General features: G+C 56.1%; 20 protein-coding genes. 8 read left to right on the top strand and 12 right to left on the bottom strand.

The features are described from left to right. The first annotated feature begins 7 nt into the window (after positions 1-7). From trmB to F3J41_RS10280, 4 genes are all read left to right on the top strand, one after another. Positions 8-727: a tRNA (guanosine(46)-N7)-methyltransferase TrmB gene (gene trmB / locus F3J41_RS10295; RefSeq protein WP_021506621.1), complete on the top strand. Its 720-nt coding sequence runs from the start codon at positions 8-10 to the stop codon at positions 725-727. Beyond that, entirely contained in the window at positions 727-1,053 is a 327-nt protein-coding gene (locus tag F3J41_RS10290) for a YggL family protein (protein ID WP_021313105.1), read from the top strand. The genes trmB and F3J41_RS10290 overlap by 1 nt, the downstream gene beginning before the upstream one ends. A 153-nt stretch (positions 1,054-1,206) precedes the next feature. Further along, positions 1,207-1,923, top strand: coding sequence for a DUF2884 domain-containing protein (locus tag F3J41_RS10285; protein WP_058757118.1), 717 nt, complete (start codon positions 1,207-1,209; stop codon positions 1,921-1,923). 210 nt (positions 1,924-2,133) lie between these two features. Then, complete coding sequence (locus F3J41_RS10280) at positions 2,134-4,389, top strand: Ig-like domain-containing protein (RefSeq protein ID WP_166710993.1); 2,256 nt, start codon at positions 2,134-2,136, stop codon at positions 4,387-4,389. A gap of 70 nt (positions 4,390-4,459) precedes the next feature. Here the strand turns inward: F3J41_RS10280 and hemW are convergent, their stop codons facing one another. The 4 genes from hemW to F3J41_RS10260 are packed head-to-tail and all read right to left on the bottom strand — an operon-like array spanning position 4,460 to position 7,471. Beyond that, positions 4,460-5,590, bottom strand: a complete 1,131-nt coding sequence (gene hemW / locus F3J41_RS10275) for a radical SAM family heme chaperone HemW (protein WP_059011655.1) — start codon at positions 5,588-5,590, stop codon at positions 4,460-4,462. After that, positions 5,583-6,176, bottom strand: coding sequence for an XTP/dITP diphosphatase (locus tag F3J41_RS10270; RefSeq protein WP_059011651.1), 594 nt, complete (start codon positions 6,174-6,176; stop codon positions 5,583-5,585). The genes hemW and F3J41_RS10270 overlap by 8 nt, the downstream gene beginning before the upstream one ends. A 20-nt stretch (positions 6,177-6,196) precedes the next feature. Continuing rightward, a complete protein-coding gene (locus F3J41_RS10265; RefSeq protein WP_021506626.1) occupies positions 6,197-6,751 on the bottom strand; it encodes a YggT family protein in 555 nt (184 codons plus the stop codon). 12 nt (positions 6,752-6,763) lie between these two features. Beyond that, the gene (locus F3J41_RS10260; protein ID WP_166710991.1) at positions 6,764-7,471 is read right to left on the bottom strand and encodes a YggS family pyridoxal phosphate-dependent enzyme; all 708 of its coding nucleotides are present in this window, start codon (positions 7,469-7,471) and stop codon (positions 6,764-6,766) included. A gap of 16 nt (positions 7,472-7,487) precedes the next feature. On the opposite strand from F3J41_RS10260, the gene F3J41_RS10255 reads away from it, so the two are divergent. Further along, positions 7,488-8,480 (top strand): type IV pilus twitching motility protein PilT, encoded by a 993-nt coding sequence (locus F3J41_RS10255; RefSeq protein WP_150361166.1) that lies wholly within the window; start codon positions 7,488-7,490, stop codon positions 8,478-8,480. Between the two features lie 66 nt (positions 8,481-8,546). Here F3J41_RS10255 and ruvX read toward each other — a convergent pair whose 3' ends face one another. The 7 genes from ruvX to F3J41_RS10220 form a co-directional block, all read right to left on the bottom strand. Then, the gene (gene ruvX, locus F3J41_RS10250; protein WP_058757113.1) at positions 8,547-8,963 is read right to left on the bottom strand and encodes a Holliday junction resolvase RuvX; all 417 of its coding nucleotides are present in this window, start codon (positions 8,961-8,963) and stop codon (positions 8,547-8,549) included. After that, the gene (locus F3J41_RS10245; protein WP_058757112.1) at positions 8,963-9,526 is read right to left on the bottom strand and encodes a YqgE/AlgH family protein; all 564 of its coding nucleotides are present in this window, start codon (positions 9,524-9,526) and stop codon (positions 8,963-8,965) included. The genes ruvX and F3J41_RS10245 overlap by 1 nt, the downstream gene beginning before the upstream one ends. Before the next feature lie 84 nt (positions 9,527-9,610). Continuing rightward, positions 9,611-10,555, bottom strand: coding sequence for a glutathione synthase (gene gshB, locus F3J41_RS10240; protein WP_058781622.1), 945 nt, complete (start codon positions 10,553-10,555; stop codon positions 9,611-9,613). Between the two features lie 96 nt (positions 10,556-10,651). After that, complete coding sequence (gene rsmE, locus F3J41_RS10235) at positions 10,652-11,383, bottom strand: 16S rRNA (uracil(1498)-N(3))-methyltransferase (RefSeq protein ID WP_021506632.1); 732 nt, start codon at positions 11,381-11,383, stop codon at positions 10,652-10,654. Positions 11,384-11,456: 73 nt separating this feature from the next. After that, on the bottom strand, positions 11,457-12,164 hold the full coding sequence (gene endA, locus F3J41_RS10230; protein WP_166710989.1) for a deoxyribonuclease I: 708 nt from the start codon (positions 12,162-12,164) through the stop codon (positions 11,457-11,459). A gap of 78 nt (positions 12,165-12,242) precedes the next feature. Continuing rightward, positions 12,243-12,755, bottom strand: coding sequence for a SprT family zinc-dependent metalloprotease (locus tag F3J41_RS10225; protein ID WP_088517903.1), 513 nt, complete (start codon positions 12,753-12,755; stop codon positions 12,243-12,245). A gap of 103 nt (positions 12,756-12,858) precedes the next feature. Then, positions 12,859-14,253, bottom strand: coding sequence for a sugar porter family MFS transporter (locus F3J41_RS10220; RefSeq protein WP_031279461.1), 1,395 nt, complete (start codon positions 14,251-14,253; stop codon positions 12,859-12,861). A gap of 499 nt (positions 14,254-14,752) precedes the next feature. Between F3J41_RS10220 and F3J41_RS10215 the strand changes: the two genes are divergently transcribed. From F3J41_RS10215 to F3J41_RS10205, 3 genes are read left to right on the top strand one after another with little or no spacing between them, the layout of a single operon-like run. After that, entirely contained in the window at positions 14,753-15,211 is a 459-nt protein-coding gene (locus F3J41_RS10215; protein WP_166711174.1) for a type VI secretion system tube protein Hcp, read from the top strand. 14 nt (positions 15,212-15,225) lie between these two features. Continuing rightward, positions 15,226-16,002, top strand: a complete 777-nt coding sequence (locus F3J41_RS10210) for a DUF3289 family protein (protein ID WP_166710987.1) — start codon at positions 15,226-15,228, stop codon at positions 16,000-16,002. Then, the gene (locus tag F3J41_RS10205) at positions 15,999-16,454 is read left to right on the top strand and encodes a DUF943 family protein (RefSeq protein WP_166710985.1); all 456 of its coding nucleotides are present in this window, start codon (positions 15,999-16,001) and stop codon (positions 16,452-16,454) included. The genes F3J41_RS10210 and F3J41_RS10205 overlap by 4 nt, the downstream gene beginning before the upstream one ends. Before the next feature lie 159 nt (positions 16,455-16,613). On the opposite strand, the gene metK is transcribed toward F3J41_RS10205, so the two are convergent. After that, entirely contained in the window at positions 16,614-17,765 is a 1,152-nt protein-coding gene (metK, locus tag F3J41_RS10200; protein ID WP_021506636.1) for a methionine adenosyltransferase, read from the bottom strand. Positions 17,766-17,955: the final 190 nt, after the last annotated feature.

Below are 17,955 nucleotides of genomic sequence, written 5' to 3'. Positions count from 1 at the left end.
TTTCAACATGATTAATGACGTCATCACCCCGGAATTTGATGAGAACGGGCGGCCTTTGCGCCGTATCCGCAGTTTTGTGCGCCGCCAGGGGCGCTTAACGAAAGGACAGCAGCTCGCGCTCGACAATTACTGGCCGGAGATGGGCGTCGAGTATCAGCCGCAGCCGCTGGACATGGTCGCGCTGTTTGGCCGCGAAGCGCCGCTGGTGCTGGAGATTGGTTTTGGCATGGGCGCCTCGCTGGTGACCATGGCGCAGAACAATCCGCATCAGAACTTCCTCGGCATTGAAGTGCATGCGCCGGGTGTCGGTGCTTGCCTGGCCTCGGCCAAAGAGGCTGGCGTGCAGAATCTGCGCGTGATGTGTCACGACGCGGTGGAAGTGCTGGAAAACATGGTGCCGGACAATTCGCTGCGCATGGTGCAGCTGTTTTTCCCGGATCCATGGCATAAGGCGCGCCACAACAAGCGCCGCATCGTCCAGGTACCGTTTGCCGAGCTGGTGCTGCGCAAGCTGAAGCTTGGCGGCGTGTTCCACATGGCGACCGACTGGGAAGAGTACGCCACGCACATGCTGGAAGTGATGAGCAGCATCGATGGCTATAGCAATCAGTCGGAGAGCCAGAATTACGTGCCGCGTCCGGAAACGCGTCCGTTAACCAAATTTGAGCAGCGCGGGCAGCGACTGGGCCATGGCGTATGGGATCTGATGTTTGAGAGGGTGAAATAATGGCTGTAAAACGTAGCCGCCGTTTACGTAAAAAGTTGCATGTTGATGAGTTTCAGGAGCTGGGCTTCTCTGTTGCCTGGCGTTTTGCCGAAGGCACCAGTGAGGAAGAGGTGGATGCCACGCTCGATCAGTTCATCAATGAGGTGATCGATCCGAATGGTCTGGCCTATGACGGCAGCGGCTATCTGGTGTGGGAAGGGCTGGTGTGTCTGCAGCAGACCGGCAAATGCACCGACGCGCACCGCGAGCTGGTGCGTAACTGGCTGGAAAAGAAAAATCTCGCCGATATTCAGGTCACTGAACTCTTCGACGTTTGGTGGGACTAAGTTTTATTACAGTATGCTGGTGCGCATAAATGCGCACCCTACAGGGGATTTCCCCTGCGGGGGATGGTCCTTTGTAGGGGCGCCATTTATGGCGACCAGGTAACAACCGCAAACTGTCTTGCTCTTTCCCGCACAGAATACTCAGGAGATTTCATGGTTCGTAAGGCTCTTCTCGCCGCGCTGCTGCTGGCGGCAGCTCAGGCGCATGCTGACTATCAGTGCAGCGTCAATCCAAAGGATGATGTGATCATCAAACCCCAGAGCGTGCAGGTGGTGGGCAGCAACGGCAATCTTGAAATCACGCCGCAGGGCGATGTGCAGTTCAACGGCAAGTCGGTGAGCGTCGATAACGCCACGCGCCAGCAGGCGATTGACTACCAGAACGCGCTGCGTCGCGATCTGCCGTGGGTCGACAGCGGTGCAACCACCCGTCTGGAGCGGGGCCGCGTGGCGCTGGATAAAGTGATTGTCGAAAAACTCGGCTCGGACAGCAATGTGCGCAATCGCCTGACCACGCTGAACGGTCAGCTGAAGCAGCAGATGAACCGCATCATCGAGCATCGCCCGGATGGCCTGACCTTCCATCATCAGGCCATTGAGCAGGTGCGCGCCGACGGCGAGAAGCTGGTGCAGAGCACGCTGGGCGGGGTGTTGCAGGATAGCCTGAACGAGATGGGTACCAAACAGGCCGCCAGCGGCAGCAATCCGCTGCAGGCGCTGATGGGCAACCTCGGCGGGCTACAGCAGTCGATTCAGACTGAATGGAACAATCAGGAGCAGGATTTCCAGAACTTCGGTCATGAAGTGTGTAACCGGGTGACCGCACTGGAAAGCCAGCGCAAGACGCTGATGCAGAACGTAAAGGGCTAACCCAGCCGCGTTGCCGCTCAATGCACGGAACATCACGGCGTCATTGTTCTTCTGAACAGCGGCGCCTTTTTTATCCCCGCAACTTTTAAGCCATGATTTAACGGGTTGTCTTAGATTTGGGACGAATCTGATAACGGCAAAATTTCCGCATTAATAACTATATCAACGGGCATTCAGCCTATTGAACTTATTAATTTTTAAGGAAATTTTATGTTATTTTCTGACACCTCTGCTTCCAGTTCACACCCGGTTTTATCACCCCCTGTGGTTATCGTTGCCGAACGCGGCTGGTACAACGACCCGCAAAAACGCTGGCAGGGAACGGTGCAAACGCCGGATGCCGTTGAAGTCATCGTGACGGTTAACGGTGGCAATCCGCTACGCGTGCCGGTGATCAATGGCCACTTCGAGTGGATGCCGCCGCAGCCAATGGCCGATGGTGAATACCAGCTCACCTTCACCGCCGTGGATGCCGCCGGCAATCACAGCGCACCTACGCGTGTTGATTACAATATCGATACCCATCCGCCCGCCAGACCGATCATTGAAGCGATTGAAGACCACGTTGCCGGCGGCGTGGAGGACGGTAACAGCATCAGGCGTAACGGCTATACCAACGATGATCAGCCGGTGGTACGCGGGCAGGCGGAAGCCAACGCGCTGATTTATCTCTATGATGGCAACCAACTTCTCGCCTCTGTGCGTGCCGATGCGCAGGGCAACTGGCAGGCGCAGCTCGATCTGCCGCAGGACGGAACCTATAACCTGACGGCGCAGGCCGAGGACCGCGCCGACAACCGCAGTCAGCCGTCGCCGAAGTGGACCTTTCATCTCGATACGCTTACCCCGGAAACGCCGACGTTCAGCTATTACGACGACAATCGCGGGCTGTATCAGGGCCAGTTTGGCCGCGGCAAACCCACCGATGATGTCCGGCCGGAACTGCACGGCGAAGCCGAGCCCGGCAGCGTGGTGCGCATTCAGTATGCCGCACCAGGCGGTAAGTGGATTGTCGGCGGTACGGCCACCGTCGACAGCAGCGGCCACTGGCACTGGACGCCGCCGCAGGATCTGCTGCCGGACGGCGACTGGCGTTTTCGCAGCCGCAGCAGCGATAAGGCCGGCAACGTCAGTCAATGGAGCGACAGCTGGACGCTGACTATAGACACCCGTATCAACACGCCCGCCATCCTGCAGGCTATCGATGACGTCGGCACCATCCAGCCGGTGCTGCCGGGCCAGACCACTGACGATAAGCGGCTCGATTTTTCCGGACAGGCCGAGCCTTACAGTCAGGTGACGCTGTACCAGAACGGCGTGGCAGCCGGCAGCGCGACGGTGGGGGCCGATGGCCGCTGGCAGATTACCCCGGACCGCGACATGCAGCCGGGTAGCAACAACTTTACGGTAAAAGCAGTCGATCTGGCGGGTAACATCAGCAACTATGCGCCCAACTGGGCGATTAACTATGACTCTGGCGTGAAGCACAGTTCTGGCGAAGAGAACTGGAACTGTCGCACCAATACCAGCTGGCAAACCGGCCGGGTGTATCAGTACGGCGGGTTGAAAGTCACCGAACTGAAACATGGCACCAGCAACAACTGTTTCTATACCGGCATCATGAACCGGCCGGATGGCTATGAAAGCAAAGCGATTGAGATGCTGGATCATTCAGTCGTGCAGTTTGATTTTGGTGCCACCAATTACGTGGAGTTCAATTATGGCTATCTCCACAATTGCGATACCTACGTGGATGTCTTCTCCCCCAGCGGTGAACTGCTGGGGCGCGAATACCTGCAGCCCAGTGGCGCCAGTCGGTCAGAGCAAGGCCTGAACACCTTTAGCTGGCAGGCTCCGGCGGGCCAGCAGATTGGCTATATTGACGTCCATTCAGGTGAAGATCCGGATACCTACAAAAAAGTGCTGTGCTGGAACGTGCTGGTGAAGCGCGATGTCGGCTGGATTATTGATACTGTGCGCTGGGGCAAAGACGAGAGCCTGATACAGCACCATACGCTGCCGGAAACGCAGGAACAGGAGGGCGCGCAGCTGCATCTGAATGATGTGCAGCAGTGGCTGGCGGCGCACAGCGGACAACCGCTGCAGGGCTTCTCTGCGCTGGTGCTGGAAGGAGAAAATCAGCAGCTTGATTATCAGCAGCTGACGCAGCATATCAGCGGCCTGCAGCATATCGATCTCACCGGCTCAGGAGACAATCTGCTGCAGCTGGATGCGCAGCAGCTGTTGCAGCAGGCGCACCAGGATGTGCTACTGCCAGAGCGCACGCGCAGCTGGCTGATTGATGGTGATGCCGGCGACGTGGTGCAGCTCAGCGATAGCACGCAATTTTATCAGCAGTGGCAGCAGCAGGGGACGCAGCAGAGCGGTGGCAAAGTGTGGCAGGTGTTTGAGAGTCTCGACCACAGCGCGACGCTGTTAATCAATAATGAGGTGATGGTCGCCTGAGCGTAACAGATGCAGCCGTGCCGCACAGCACGGCTGCCAGCGAAAAAGGCGCGCGCCTTCTCCGCTGAATTTACATGAACAGCTCCAGCAGCGAATTGAGGAACAGTTTGCCTTTTTCGGTGATCTGCCAGTGCTCTGGCTGTTCCTGCACATAACCGGCGGCAATGGCTGCGTCGATCTGCGGGCGAATCACTGCCTCGTTCAGCCCGGTATAGCGCTGAAAGTCGGCGCGCGGCGCGGCTTCCAGCAGGCGGAAACGGTTCATAAAGAACTCGAACGGCTTGTCCTCGTCCGGCACGTCATGCTGCTTATCCAGATAGTTGCCCTTCATAAAACCGCGCGGGTGACGGGTTTTCACCGTGCGCACGATGCGCCCGTCCGGCTGCGTCAGCTTGCCGTGCGCGCCACAGCCGATGCCGAGGTAATCACCGAAGCGCCAGTAGTTCAGGTTATGCTCGCAGCGATAGCCCGGTTTGGCGTAGGCCGAGGTTTCATACTGCTGATAGCCTGCGGCGCTCAGCAGCTGATGACCCTGCTCAAAGATATCCCACAGCGCATCGTCATCCGGCAAAACCGGCGGGCGTGAACCAAACAGCGTGTTGGGCTCAATGGTCAGCTGATACCACGACAGATGCGGCGGGTTGAGGGCAATCGCCTGGCGCAAATCGTCCAGCGCCTCTTCCAGCGACTGATCCGGCAGGCCGTGCATCAGGTCGAGGTTAAAGCTGCGCAGGCCGAGACCGGCCGCCAGCTGTGCCGCGCGGACCGCCTCGTCCGGACCGTGGATGCGGCCCAGGCGCGTCAGCTTTTGCGGACTGAAACTCTGCACGCCAATCGAAATCCGGTTAATGCCCGCCCGCTGATAGCCGCTGAAGCGATCGGCTTCCACCGTGCCCGGATTGGCTTCCATGGTGATTTCGGCGTCCGCCGCCAGCGGCAGGCGCGCACGCACGCCGTCCATCAGCTGCTGCATCGCCTCGCTGCTCAGCAGGCTGGGCGTGCCGCCGCCGATAAAGATGGTGCGCACTTCGCGCCCGGCGGTCAGCGGCAGATCCTGGTCAAGATCGTTGAGCAGATGCTGCACATACTCGCTGTGCGGCACTTCGCCTTTGAGCGCGTGCGAGTTGAAGTCGCAGTACGGACATTTCTGCACGCACCACGGGATGTGGATATAAAGGCTTAACGGTGGTAACTCAGGCATTGCGCATCGCTTCCAGCAGCAGCGTCAATGCTTTACCCCGGTGCGACACGGCACGCTTTTCATCCTTGCTCAGCTCGGCGGCGGTTTTACCCAGCGCCGGCACGTAGAAGATCGGATCATAACCGAAACCGCCTTCACCGGCGGCCGCGCGGGTAATCTCCCCGGCCCAGCTGCCGTGGAACACCAGCGGCGTCGGGTCGGCGGCGTGACGCACGTACACCAGTACGCAGTGGAACTGTGCCTGGCGCTCGCCGTCCGGCACCTGCTCCAGCGCCTGCAGCAGTTTGTCGAGGTTCTGCTGGTCGCTGGCATCAACGCCGGCATAGCGTGCCGAGTAAATGCCCGGTGCGCCGCCCAGCGCATCGACCGCCAGCCCGGAGTCATCGGCAATCGCCGGCAGGCCGGTGATCTGCGCCGCGTGACGCGCTTTCAGGATGGCGTTTTCGATAAAGGTCAGCCCGGTCTCTTCGGCAGACTCTACGCCCAGCTCGGTTTGCGCCACGATATCCAGGCCGAAGGCCGCTAACAGATCGGCCAGTTCACGTACTTTGCCCGGATTACCGGTGGCGAGCACAACTTTTTGCATAACAGTTCCAGATTAACGAATTACAGCAGGTACCAGAGACCCGGGAACAGGTCCATACCGAGGAAGTTCAGCGCATACAGCACCAGAATCACGATCATCGCCGAGAAATCAATGCCGCCCATCGCCGGCAGGATACGGCGAATCGGTGCCATCAGCGGTTCGGTCAGCTGGATCAGCACATAGTCCATCGCACCGCGTCCCTGGCTGATCCAGCTCATCAGCGAGCGAATGATGATCACCCAGAACACCAGATAGCCGGCGGATTTGACCAGTGACAGCAGCCCCACCAGCAGGTTGGTCGGATCGACGGAGAACACCCCGACCTGAATCAGCAGCAGAATCGGATATTTCAGCGTGGTCAGCACGAATGCCAGCAGCAGTGACGCGGTGTCAATCGGTCCCAGCGCCGGCAAAATGCGGCGCAGCGGTTTAACAATCGGCTGGGTGATCTTCACGACAAACTGCGCCAGCGGATTGTAAAAGTCACAGCGTGACCACTGCATCCAGATGCGCAGCAGCAGCACCATCACGTACAGATCAATCAGCGTTTTGACTAAAAACGTCAGTGTTAACATGAGGTTCCTCAATTATTGTTGTGAAGGGCGTGCATAATCCCGCGCACCAAATACTGCGGTGCCGATGCGCACCATCGTACTGCCTGCGGCAATCGCCGCATCCATATCGTCACTCATTCCCAGAGAAAGCGTATCGACGCCGGGATAGTCCAGTTGCAAGGCGCGAAACGCGCTGGCCATCTGCTGGCATACCGCCAGCTGGCGCGCGTAATCCTGCTCGGGCGCCGGAATCGCCATCAGTCCACGCAGGCGCAAACGCGGCAGAGCGGCAATCTGTTGTGCCAGCCCGGCGACGGCCTCCAGCATGATGCCAGATTTGCTGTGCTCGTCACTGATATTTACCTGAATTAACACGTTGAGCGGCGGCAGCGCGGCCGGACGCTGATCGTTCAGCCGCTGCGCGATACGCAGACGGTCAACGGTATGGCACCAGGCAAAGTTTTCCGCCACCAGACGGCTTTTATTGGATTGTAACGGCCCGATAAAGTGCCATTGCAGATCAGGATGTGCGGCCAGTTCGGCAACTTTTTCAACCCCTTCCTGCACGTAATTTTCACCGAAGGCGCGCTGTCCGGCGGCAATGGCTTCTGCGATAGCGCTCGCAGGTTTGGTTTTGCTCACTGCAAGCAGCGTAATTTCTTCTGGCGCGCGGCCGCAACGCGCGGCGGCAGCAGCGATCCGCTCGCGCACTTGCTGTAAGTTGTGCTCAATGGAAGTCATAGTCAGGAGAAGTTAAATGGATTTGGATGACGTTGTGGCGCTTAGTGTAAAGCATAATGCGGCCGATCTGCACCTTTGCAGCGGACATTTACCGCACTGGCGCCGGCAGGGCGTGCTGGAGCCAATACCGCAACAGCACAGCTTGCCTGAGCGCTGGCTGCAGGCCTTTAGCGAGCAGTGGCTTAGCGCCGTGCAGCGCAGCGAGTTAGCCAGTAGCGGTCACGTCGATTTCGCCATCACGCTCGGCAACGGCAGCCGGCTGCGCGCCAATCTGTTCCGCCAGCGTCACGGACTGGCGCTGGCGCTGCGGCTGATTGCCAGTCAGCCACCGGATATGGCGCGCCTGCAGCTGCCGGACGTGGTGCGCTCGCTGCTGCAGCTGGAGGAGGGGCTTATCCTCATCACCGGCGCGACCGGCAGCGGCAAATCCACCACGCTGGCGGCGCTGGTGGATAGCCTCAATCGTCAGCAGGCGCGCCACATTATCACGCTGGAAGATCCGATCGAGTTTGTCCACCACAGCCAGCGCTCGCTGATTCAGCAGCGCGAAATCGGCGCGCACTGCGCTTCGTTTCAGCTCGGATTAAAAGCGGCGCTGCGTGAAGATCCGGATGTGATCCTGCTGGGTGAGCTGCGCGACAGCGAAACCATCCGGCTGGCGCTGACCGCTGCTGAGACCGGCCATCTGGTGCTGGCCACGCTGCATACGCGCGGCGCGACGCAGGCGGTGGACCGGCTGGTGGATGTGTTTCCGGCCGAGGAGAAAAACCTCGTGCGCACGCAGCTGGCTGGCAGCCTGAAAGCGGTGCTGGCGCAGCGTTTAGTCGCCGCCAAAGCCGGCGGCCGCATTGGCCTTTTTGAAGTGCTGGTGGCGACGCCGGCGGTCGCTAACCTGATCCGCGAAGGCAAAATGCATCAGCTGCCCGGTGTGTTGCAGACCGGCGCGCAGGCAGGGATGCAGACTTTCGCCCAGAGCGAGCAGGCCCGGCGCGAGGCGGGATTAATTTGAGCGGGGACGTGCCCTGAGAATCGCCGGCACGGCGGCGCGAAACCGCGCGGCCGCGTCCGGGCTGATTTAATGCGTCTCGAACCAGTCCTGCAGGATAATCACCGCGGACTGCGAATCGATATGGCCTTTCTGCAGCGCGCGATAGCCGCCGCGTTCGAACAGGTCGGCACGCGCTTCTACGGTGCTCAGGCGCTCATCCTGCAGCTCCACACGCACGCCGAAGCGGCCGTGCAGCCGGTTAGCAAACTTGCGTGCGCGCGCCGTCAGCGGCTGTTCGCTGCCGTCCATGTTGAGTGGCAGGCCAACCACCACGTAATCCGGCTGCCACTCTTTCAGCAGCTTACCAATCAGCTCCCAGTCCGGCGTGCCGTCCTGCGCTTTCAGCGCGGTGAGCGGGCGCGCAGTGCCGGTCAGCTGTTGCCCGATGGCAACGCCGATGCTTTTGGTACCGAAGTCAAAGCCGAGCAGCGTTTCACTGGCCATCAGGCGTGCCCTGCATCGCTGGTCATGTTGTGGATGTCCACACCCATGCTGCGCGCGGCTTCACGCCAGCGTTCGGCAATCGGCGTCTGGAACAGGATTTGCGTATTGGCCGGCGTGGTCAGCCAGGCATTCTCCAGCAGCTCATTTTCCAGCTGATCCTTCTCCCACGCGCAATAACCCAGCGCTACCAGCACGTTCTCTGGCTGTTCACGCGTACCGATCGCTTCCAGCACATCGCGCGAAGTGGTGATCACCGTATTGTCAGAAATGCGGATACTGGAGGAGAACACACGCTGGGCCGAGTGCAGAATAAAGCCACGATCTTCCGCCAGCGGACCACCGGCAAACACCGGTTTGTCCAGTTTGATGGCAGGATCGCGATCTGATGGGCTGATTTTAAGTTTTTTCAGGATGCCTTCGACCGTCAGGTTGTCCATCGGCTTGTTAACGATCAAACCCATGGCACCCTCTTCGTTATGCTCGCAGATATACACCACCGAGCGTTTGAAGAAAGGGTCCTGCAGCGACGGCATCGCAATCAAGAAATGGTGCTGTAAATTCATTCTCACTCGTTTACCAAAAATAGCCGGTGCTAACGGCTGCACCGGCTTTGGGTGGTTCACGGAGCTCTCACTCCTGCGGCATCCTCAGCCCAAACGTTTTTCAATCGCGTCCATCAGCATGCCGGTGATGGAGACCGGGAACGCCGCCTCGATTTCGCGGATGCAGGTTGGGCTGGTGACGTTAACTTCTGTCAGTTTATCACCGATAATATCGAGGCCGACAAAAATCAGCCCTTTGGCTTTCAATGTCGGCCCTACGCGGCGGGCAATTTCCCAGTCGCTGTCGCTCAGCGGACGGGCTTCGCCGCGGCCACCGGCGGCGAGGTTGCCACGGGTTTCGCCGCCCTGCGGAATGCGTGCCAGGCAGTATGGCACCGGTTCACCATCGACCACCAGCACGCGTTTATCACCGTCTTTGATCGCCGGCAGATAATTTTGCGCCATGCAGAAGAACTGACCGTGGTTGGTCAGCGTTTCGGTGATCACGCCGAAGTTGGCATCATCTTTTTTGATGCGGAAAATCGACGCGCCGCCCATGCCGTCGAGCGGCTTGAAGATCACATCGCCATGCTCCTGCCAGAACGCGCGCAGCTGCTCTTTGTTGCGCGTCACCAGCGTGTCTGGCGTCAGGTCGGCAAACCAGGCAGTGTAGAGTTTTTCGTTGCAGTCACGCAGGCTCTGCGGTTTGTTAACGATCAGCGTGCCTTGCTCTTCCGCGCGCTCCAGCAGATAAGTGGCGTAGATAAACTCGGTATCAAACGGCGGGTCTTTACGCATCAGCACCACGTTAAGATCGGCCAGCGGGATAGTCTGCTCGCTGCCAAACGTGTACCACTGCTCGTAGTTCTGCTCGACGCTCAGCAGCCGGGTGCGCGCGTAAGTCACGCCACCGCGCAGCGACAGATCGCCCATCTCCATGTAGTGAATTTCATAACCGCGGCGCTGTGCTTCCAGCAACATGGCGAAGCTGGAGTCTTTTTTAATGTTGATGGACGAAATCGGGTCCATAACGATGCCAAGCTTAATCATTATTCTCTCCTCAAAGGGGAATTCAGCCACCCCGTTCCGTGCGAAAGCGTTGTGCTGGTCAGTTATCTGCGTGTGTCTTCGGGCTGAAAGTATCCCTTAACCGAGGTCACCAAACCTCACCTGAAGTGCCGTGATGGCGGTGAGCGCCGTGGTTTCGGTGCGCAAAACGCGCGGACCGAGCAGGATATCGGTAAAGCCGTGCTGCGCCGTCATGGCAATTTCCTCTGCCGACAGGCCGCCTTCCGGGCCAATCAGCAGCCGTACGCGCTCAACCGGCTGCGGCAGCGTATTGATGCTGTGGCTGGCGCGCGGATGCAGGTTGAGCTTCAGGCCGTCATCCGCTTCAGCGCACCAGGCTTCGAGCGTCATCGCGGCGCGGATTTCCGGCACGCGATTACGACCGCACTGCTCGCAGGCGGCGATGGCAATTTTCTGCCACTGCTGAATCTTTTTCGCCAGGCGTTCGGCATCCAGCTTTACGCCACAGCGTTCAGAAAACAAGGGCGTAATCACATTCACGCCCAGTTCGATCGATTTCTGGATAGTGAATTCCATTTTTTCACCGCGCGACATCACCTGACCGAGGTGTAAGTGCAGCGGGGATTCGCGATCGTCAGGCTGGCTGGCAAGGACCTTTACTTTTACACGCTTTTTGTCGGCCTGGGTGATTTCGGCGCTAAAAGTCAGATTACTGCCATCAAACAGCTCGATCTGCTGTCCGGCGCTCATGCGCAGCACGCGGCCGACGTGGTTGGCGGCATCCTCATCAAGCAGAACTTCACTGTTAACGGTTAGAGCTTCGGGGTGATAAATGCGGGGTATGCGCATGCGGTTCCTGCCGGCGTTATGCCGCATCGCGCGATGCGGCCCAATCGAAAAAAGCTAGTGTAGGGTAGCGCTTTCAGCGCTGGCAAGCCTGCTGTACCCAGGAATTGTGATTTCCCTGCACCGCGGCGATGCGCTGGTCACGTTCGCACTCCCACTGCGTGACCGGATACTGCTTGCTCCACGCGGTGAACAGCTGGGTTTGCTGGCGTGACAGGCGCAGATGATACTGGTCGCGCATATAGAAGTAGGTGCGGGCGATGGCGCCGCGCGCGCGCTCGGGAGGCTCGGCGCGCTTCTGCTTAAAATCGATCTTCATGCTGCACTGACCGTACTGCTGCTCGCCACCGTTCCACTGGCTGTACTGGAAGTTGTTGCGGTCACCGTTCACTTCACCAATGGCTGGCTGCAGGTTGTGCAGATCGCTTTCGATGCGGCGGTAATCTGCGTCTTTGCTGCAGTTTTTCCGTCCGCCATTTTGCCAGCATTGACGCTGATGACCAAACTCCCACGCCGGCATGACGTGTTCCCACTCGATGCGTTCCGCGCGGTTGGCGTTCTTGCGCACGCTATAGCCGCAGCTGTTCAGATCCGGCACGCCTTTTTTACCGTGCCAGCTGATTTTGCAGCCGCAGTAAAAATCCGCCGGCGCATCCGCGTTGATCTTTGCCGCGACCACTTTCGCCTGCTGAAAATTGTTCTGGTTGTAATGGGTGAGACTGAGACTGTACGCGCTGAGCGGCGCGACCAGCAGAGAGAGTAATAACAGCGTTTTGCGAGACATATTCCAAAAAATAACCTGGTACCGAAAAAGGGCGGCAGGGTAACAGAATGGCCGGGCGCGGGGAATGAGAATCGCGGACTAATCCGCTGCGTATTCACCGGGTTGCAGCAGCGTACCGCAATGCACACAGCGATATTCGCTCTCACCACGCACCACGCGGTTGTGGCGACGTACCGTCAGCTGATGTTGCTGGCAGCGACAGCGATAGGGGAAGGTATTGCTGCGCACCGAAGTGATTGCGAACTGGTGGGTGCGGCGGGCGGGCACGCCCAGCACGTCCTCCATCATCCACTTCCACTCTTTGCCGTGCGGCGGCACGCGGCCGAAGGTTTTCCACACCAGCAGATGCGCCAGCTCATGCGGCACCACTTCATCAATAAAAGCCTGCTGGTTTTCCAGCAACAGCACCGGGTTGAGGCGAATTTGCCACTGCTCCAGCCACGCGGTGCCTGCGGCCGTGCCGCGCTGCTGATAAACCAGCGTTGGCTCTTCGAAATGACGTTCGAGTTTTTGCTGAGCCAGCTGTAAAAAATGGCGCAGCGAGCGCATGACGGCTTGTTGCAGGGCGATGGGCAGACGTGGCGTTTTCATGTGCGGCAGCATAAGGCGTTGCAGCGGGGTACGCAACTGCATGCGTAAAGGGGGCAGATAAAAAAGGGCCGCCCTGCGGCAGCCCCGGTTAACGCATCTGGCCTTATTGCTGGCCGATATCGCGCAGTTTTTTGCCCGACATCAGGTTGCGCTCGATGTGCTCCAGCGAGACGTTTTTGGTCTCCGGAATCAGCGCGACCGTCAGCAGAATAAAGAACACGTTCAGCGCGGCGTAGACCCAGAAAGTCGGCGCGTTGCCCAGCGAGTTCAGCATGGTCAGGAAGGTGGCACCAACGATCATGTTGGCAATCCAGTTGGTCGCGGTAGAGACGGTGATACCAAAATCACGCCCTTTCAGCGGCTGAATTTCAGAACACAGTACCCAAATCAGCGGACCGGCTGACATCGCGAAGCCAACAATGAACATCAGCAGCATGGCGATAGCAAAGTATTGCTCACCGGCAGAGTTAATGCCAATGTGCAGCATGGTACCGAGGATACCCATGCCGGCTGCCATCACCAGGAAGCCCAGCACCAGTGTTGGTTTACGGCCCCAGCGATCCACCAGACCGATAGCGATAAAGGTGGCCAGCACGTTCACCAGACCTACGATCACGGTGCCCCACATTTGCTGCGTGGTATTGGCGAAGCCGGCGATTTCGAAGATTTTCGGTGCGTAGTACATGATGACGTTCATGCCGGTGAACTGCTGCATCACCTGCAACAGCACGCCGAGGAACACCGCGCGGCGGAAGTTGCTGTTGCTCTGGAACAGCTGCCAGCCTGACTGTTTGATCTTCAGGCTTTCGCGGATCTCATCCAGCTCGCGTTTCGCCTGCTCGCTGGTATCACGCAGGCGGTCCAGCACGCGCTGTGCATCGCGGAAGTCACCTTTCGCCGCCAGCCAGCGCGGGCTGTTTGGCAGGAACACCACGCCAACCAGCAGCAGCACCGCCGGAATAGTGATGATGCCCAGCATCCAGCGCCAGTCGCCCGAGGCACTGAACGCGGTGTCAGACAGGTAAGCGCCGAGAATACCGATGGTGATCATCAGCTGATACAGGGAAATCATACTGCCGCGGATCTTCTCCGGTGCGATTTCCGAGAGATACAGCGGGGCGGTATAAGAGGCAACGCCGACGGCAAGGCCGAGCACCACGCGTGCGGCAATCAGCATTTCCGGGTTTGGCGCCATCGCCGACCACAGTGAACCGATAACGAACAGGATGGCACCGGCCATCAGGCTCTTTTTACGGCCGAGACGCGAAGACATCCAGCCGCTGCCCACGGCACCAACCGCAGCACCGAACATCATTGAGCTGACGATCCACTCCTGCTGATGTGCGGTAACGTTGAAATCTTTCGCGATGAAGGGCAGGGCACCGGCGATAACGCCGATATCCAGACCGAACAGCAGGCCCGCCAGAGCGGCCAGAAAGCAGACAAACAGGGTCATCGCCTTGTTTGAGGTTCTGCTTTTGTGAGTATTACCAGGCATATTGCCTCCGAAGTTTATCCATCTTTGTTTTTATCAATGTTAAGTAAGCTGCCTGCGGGAAAAAGTGAGTGCGATCACATCGATGTAATCGGTTACACACGCTGAAACCCTGTAATCCAGCATTTTTTGCCCGAATCAGTCACATAACCAGTAAGGTATAGCACCCTTTAAGTTTCTGACATCACTATAAATATCGGCTATCAGACGACGCTGAAAATAACGCATTTTCATCGCCGTTACTACGCTGAAAAATCTCTAAATTGAAGATATTAAAAGGATTTCAAAATGTAATCGTTAACACTTTGTTGTAAGCGCAGTGCTAACAGTGTAGACAGCGCTGAAAAATGCGCCTGCGGTGGTATAGACAAAAAGTGTGATGGTGCAAAGGCGCGTTGGATTGGTTCGGAGACATAGCAAATAACCACTTTATTTGAGTGGTTATTGTTCATTTATGATACTATCGGTGCCAGGAACAATTTCTTTCGGAAAGGGAAATCGAATAATGAGTAGCTTATTTCTTCAGGTTGATGGTGTTGCAGGGGAGTCAAGAGACGCCACGCATATGGGCTGGATTGATATTGATAGCTATAACTGGGGGGCCTGGCGATCCAGCAGCGAAGCCGGTATGGGCAGTTATCGCAATCTGGTGGTCAAGGCAAAAATTGATAAGGCTACTCCCGCAATGCTGTTGTTAACGTCGAGTGGTCGAAAGCTAAGAAAAATCATCGTATCGGCTTGCAGAGCAGGAACGGGCCAGCAGGAATACTATCGTATAACACTGGAAAATGTGCAGGTGTTCGAAGCTCAGCTTAATGATAATGATGTGGTTGCGTCAGTCGAGTATGAATTTCAGGCTGATATCGTCAAAATCCAATACTGGGAGCAAACGGCTGCAGGGGGCAAAGGCGCTGAAACGCGTTCAGGCTGGAACATTAAAGAGAATACTTCAGCGTTTTAATAAGGAAGATATTCATGGAAGACATTACTAAATCGATCCTGCTATTTTCATCCCAAAAGAAAGAAAACGATTTTCGCGCAGATGACATGCTTTGTGGGGACTTGACAACAGAAATATGTATAAACAAATACGGCCTTAATAATGTTTCTGCAAAGTTAAATCCTTACACACTTGAACCAACTTCAGTCTTTAATCGTAAAAAGCTAAATAAATATGAAGCGGCTAAAATACTTTTTTCTGAGTTCAGGGAGTTGGCTAGATTTCATTCATTCTATGGCCCATATAAAGAGATAATATTTCAAATTATAAATCATATGGAGTTAAACTCTGGCAGGCCTTATCAATCACTATTACTCAATTCAGCATTTAAAGAAATGCTACTAAAACAGGCGCCAGAAAGTAGCATGCTCAACAGAATCAAACTGGCGTTACAGGATAGCTTGTTAAACCACTCAGAGTTCGACCCTGAGAGGTTAAAAGCTGATATGATGAAAATGTCTAAGCCAAAATTTTCCAGAAAAGTGGACAATTTTAACGGCCTGGGTATTAGCATCCATGACATTCATCATGTCAGCATCACGCTGGAGAACGTCTGTTATTCTCAGTATAGATATTCTGCTAAGATCAAAGTAAAAGGTCAGGATCATTTTGGACTAGACGATAGAGACATCTTGCATCCATTCTATAACAAGCTCAGAATATTCAACATATGGTTCATCCTGCAAAGACATAAGGATTATGCTTACAAGCCTTTCTTCACGAATATGGAGGCAACAATAGAGTTATCATGAATAAAAAAGCCCGAATTGTAATAATTCTTTTGTCTTTTAGTCTCATCTTTTTATCCATATTAATTTGGGTAGGTGCCTCTTCTGAATCTGAAATTAAAGATGCTTTTTTTGAGAATGGCGCATTAATGGTCGTTGTTCAGCATCCTCCCTCATCAGGTAAAGCACTTGAGAATTGGTGGGTGAATAAAATTAAGCCCATGATTGATCAGCTACCGAACCAGCAGCAACACGATTTAAAATCCATATTCGTGGTGAATTTTAACGGTGGATATAAATCTTTATCGTTTCCGGAAAAGGACTTTTCTGGCGAAAGTGATGAGGATTACATTTGTTTTGAAGAAATAAAAAGCGAAAAAAGATGCTTGTTAAAAGACTATCCGGTTTTTATAAATGTTGGGAGTGTTTATTATTCATTGCATATGGGTGAGTTGACTATAAACCTAAAAAAATAGCTTTTTTAATGGTCTTCCAGTGAGTGAACCGAAAAGTAGTGCATTCAGCGCATTAAAATAAAAGTTTGCTGTTATAAAAAAGCCCGCTTGCGCGGGCTCGATTTACCTTCTCCGCTAAGAGAAGCTCGGGGTGAGGGCCGTTGCCCGCACCCGCGTTGATTACAGGCCTGCGGCCTCGCGCAGCTGGGCGGCTTTGTCGGTCTGTTCCCACGGAAAGTGTTCACGACCAAAGTGACCGTAGGCAGCGGTTTCTTTGTAGATTGGCTTCAGCAGATCCATCATCTGAATCAGACCGTATGGACGCAGGTCGAAGAATTCACGCACCAGTAGCGTCAGCTGTTCGGTTGAAACTTTCTCGGTACCGAAGGTTTCCACCATGATTGAGGTCGGTTCTGCCACACCAATCGCGTAAGAAACCTGGATTTCGCAGCGATCGGCCAGGCCAGCGGCAACGATATTTTTCGCCACGTAGCGCGCAGCGTAAGCCGCTGAACGGTCAACTTTCGACGGATCCTTGCCGGAGAACGCGCCGCCGCCGTGACGAGCCATGCCGCCGTAGGTATCGACGATGATTTTACGACCGGTCAGGCCGCAGTCGCCCATCGGGCCGCCGATCACGAAACGACCGGTTGGGTTGATGTGGTATTTGGTGCTGGCGTTAATCCACTCGGTCGGCAGTACCGGCTTGATGATCTCTTCCATCACCGCTTCACGCAGATCGGCCTGAGAAATCTCTTCTGAATGCTGAGTTGACAGCACTACCGCATCGATACCGACAATCTTGCCGCCGTCGTACTGGAAGGTAATCTGGCTTTTGGCATCCGGGCGCAGCCATGGCAGCGTACCGTTTTTACGCACTTCAGCCTGACGCTGTACCAGACGGTGCGCGTAGGTCACCGGTGCCGGCATCAGCACGTCGGTTTCATTGGTGGCGTAACCAAACATCAGGCCCTGGTCGCCCGCGCCCTGTTCCAGCGGATCGGTACGGTCTACGCCCTGGTTGATGTCCGGCGACTGTTTACCAATCGCGCTCAGCACCGCACAGGAGTTAGCATCAAAGCCCATATCGGAATGAACATAGCCGATTTCACGTACGGTATTACGGGTGATCTCTTCGATATCGACCCAGGCGCTGGTGGTGATCTCACCGCCAACCAGCACCATACCGGTTTTTACGTAGGTTTCGCAGGCGACGCGTGCTTTGGGATCCTGTTCAAGGATGGCGTCCAGCACGGCATCGGAAATCTGATCGGCGATTTTATCAGGATGTCCTTCTGATACGGACTCGGATGTAAAAAGGTGTTTAGCCATTCTGTTCTTTACCTTGCAAATGGTTTGAATTCGACTGCATAGCGTAAGCGGGATGATGCCAGCTCGACGCCCCTTCAGGCAAAGCCGCAAGCAGTAGGAAGTGTCAGCGTACCAGGCTCACACCGCCTGGATGTTAATCAGTTTAGATGGAAAACCATCTGGACGGCTATTTTAGGTCACTCAGTGCGCG

The organism is Pantoea sp. Ap-870 (assembly GCF_011752515.1).
Taxonomy (GTDB): domain Bacteria; phylum Pseudomonadota; class Gammaproteobacteria; order Enterobacterales; family Enterobacteriaceae; genus Pantoea; species Pantoea dispersa.
This window is presented reverse-complemented; position numbering and strand designations above follow the sequence as displayed.

Coding starts and splice junctions, on each gene's coding strand:
- gshB (WP_058781622.1), bottom strand. CDS start 10,555: ATGATTAAGCTTGGCATCGTTATGGACCCGATTTCGTCCATCAACATT.
- F3J41_RS10260 (WP_166710991.1), bottom strand. CDS start 7,471: ATGACTTCCATTGAGCACAACTTACAGCAAGTGCGCGAGCGGATCGCT.
- ruvX (WP_058757113.1), bottom strand. CDS start 8,963: ATGGCCAGTGAAACGCTGCTCGGCTTTGACTTCGGTACCAAAAGCATC.
- F3J41_RS10220 (WP_031279461.1), bottom strand. CDS start 14,253: ATGCCTGGTAATACTCACAAAAGCAGAACCTCAAACAAGGCGATGACC.
- F3J41_RS10270 (WP_059011651.1), bottom strand. CDS start 6,176: ATGCAAAAAGTTGTGCTCGCCACCGGTAATCCGGGCAAAGTACGTGAA.
- F3J41_RS10285 (WP_058757118.1), top strand. CDS start 1,207: ATGGTTCGTAAGGCTCTTCTCGCCGCGCTGCTGCTGGCGGCAGCTCAG.
- F3J41_RS10210 (WP_166710987.1), top strand. CDS start 15,226: ATGGAAGACATTACTAAATCGATCCTGCTATTTTCATCCCAAAAGAAA.
- metK (WP_021506636.1), bottom strand. CDS start 17,765: ATGGCTAAACACCTTTTTACATCCGAGTCCGTATCAGAAGGACATCCT.
- F3J41_RS10205 (WP_166710985.1), top strand. CDS start 15,999: ATGAATAAAAAAGCCCGAATTGTAATAATTCTTTTGTCTTTTAGTCTC.
- F3J41_RS10225 (WP_088517903.1), bottom strand. CDS start 12,755: ATGAAAACGCCACGTCTGCCCATCGCCCTGCAACAAGCCGTCATGCGC.
- F3J41_RS10255 (WP_150361166.1), top strand. CDS start 7,488: ATGGATTTGGATGACGTTGTGGCGCTTAGTGTAAAGCATAATGCGGCC.
- rsmE (WP_021506632.1), bottom strand. CDS start 11,383: ATGCGCATACCCCGCATTTATCACCCCGAAGCTCTAACCGTTAACAGT.
- hemW (WP_059011655.1), bottom strand. CDS start 5,590: ATGCCTGAGTTACCACCGTTAAGCCTTTATATCCACATCCCGTGGTGC.
- F3J41_RS10280 (WP_166710993.1), top strand. CDS start 2,134: ATGTTATTTTCTGACACCTCTGCTTCCAGTTCACACCCGGTTTTATCA.
- endA (WP_166710989.1), bottom strand. CDS start 12,164: ATGTCTCGCAAAACGCTGTTATTACTCTCTCTGCTGGTCGCGCCGCTC.
- F3J41_RS10290 (WP_021313105.1), top strand. CDS start 727: ATGGCTGTAAAACGTAGCCGCCGTTTACGTAAAAAGTTGCATGTTGAT.
- F3J41_RS10245 (WP_058757112.1), bottom strand. CDS start 9,526: ATGAATTTACAGCACCATTTCTTGATTGCGATGCCGTCGCTGCAGGAC.
- trmB (WP_021506621.1), top strand. CDS start 8: ATGATTAATGACGTCATCACCCCGGAATTTGATGAGAACGGGCGGCCT.
- F3J41_RS10265 (WP_021506626.1), bottom strand. CDS start 6,751: ATGTTAACACTGACGTTTTTAGTCAAAACGCTGATTGATCTGTACGTG.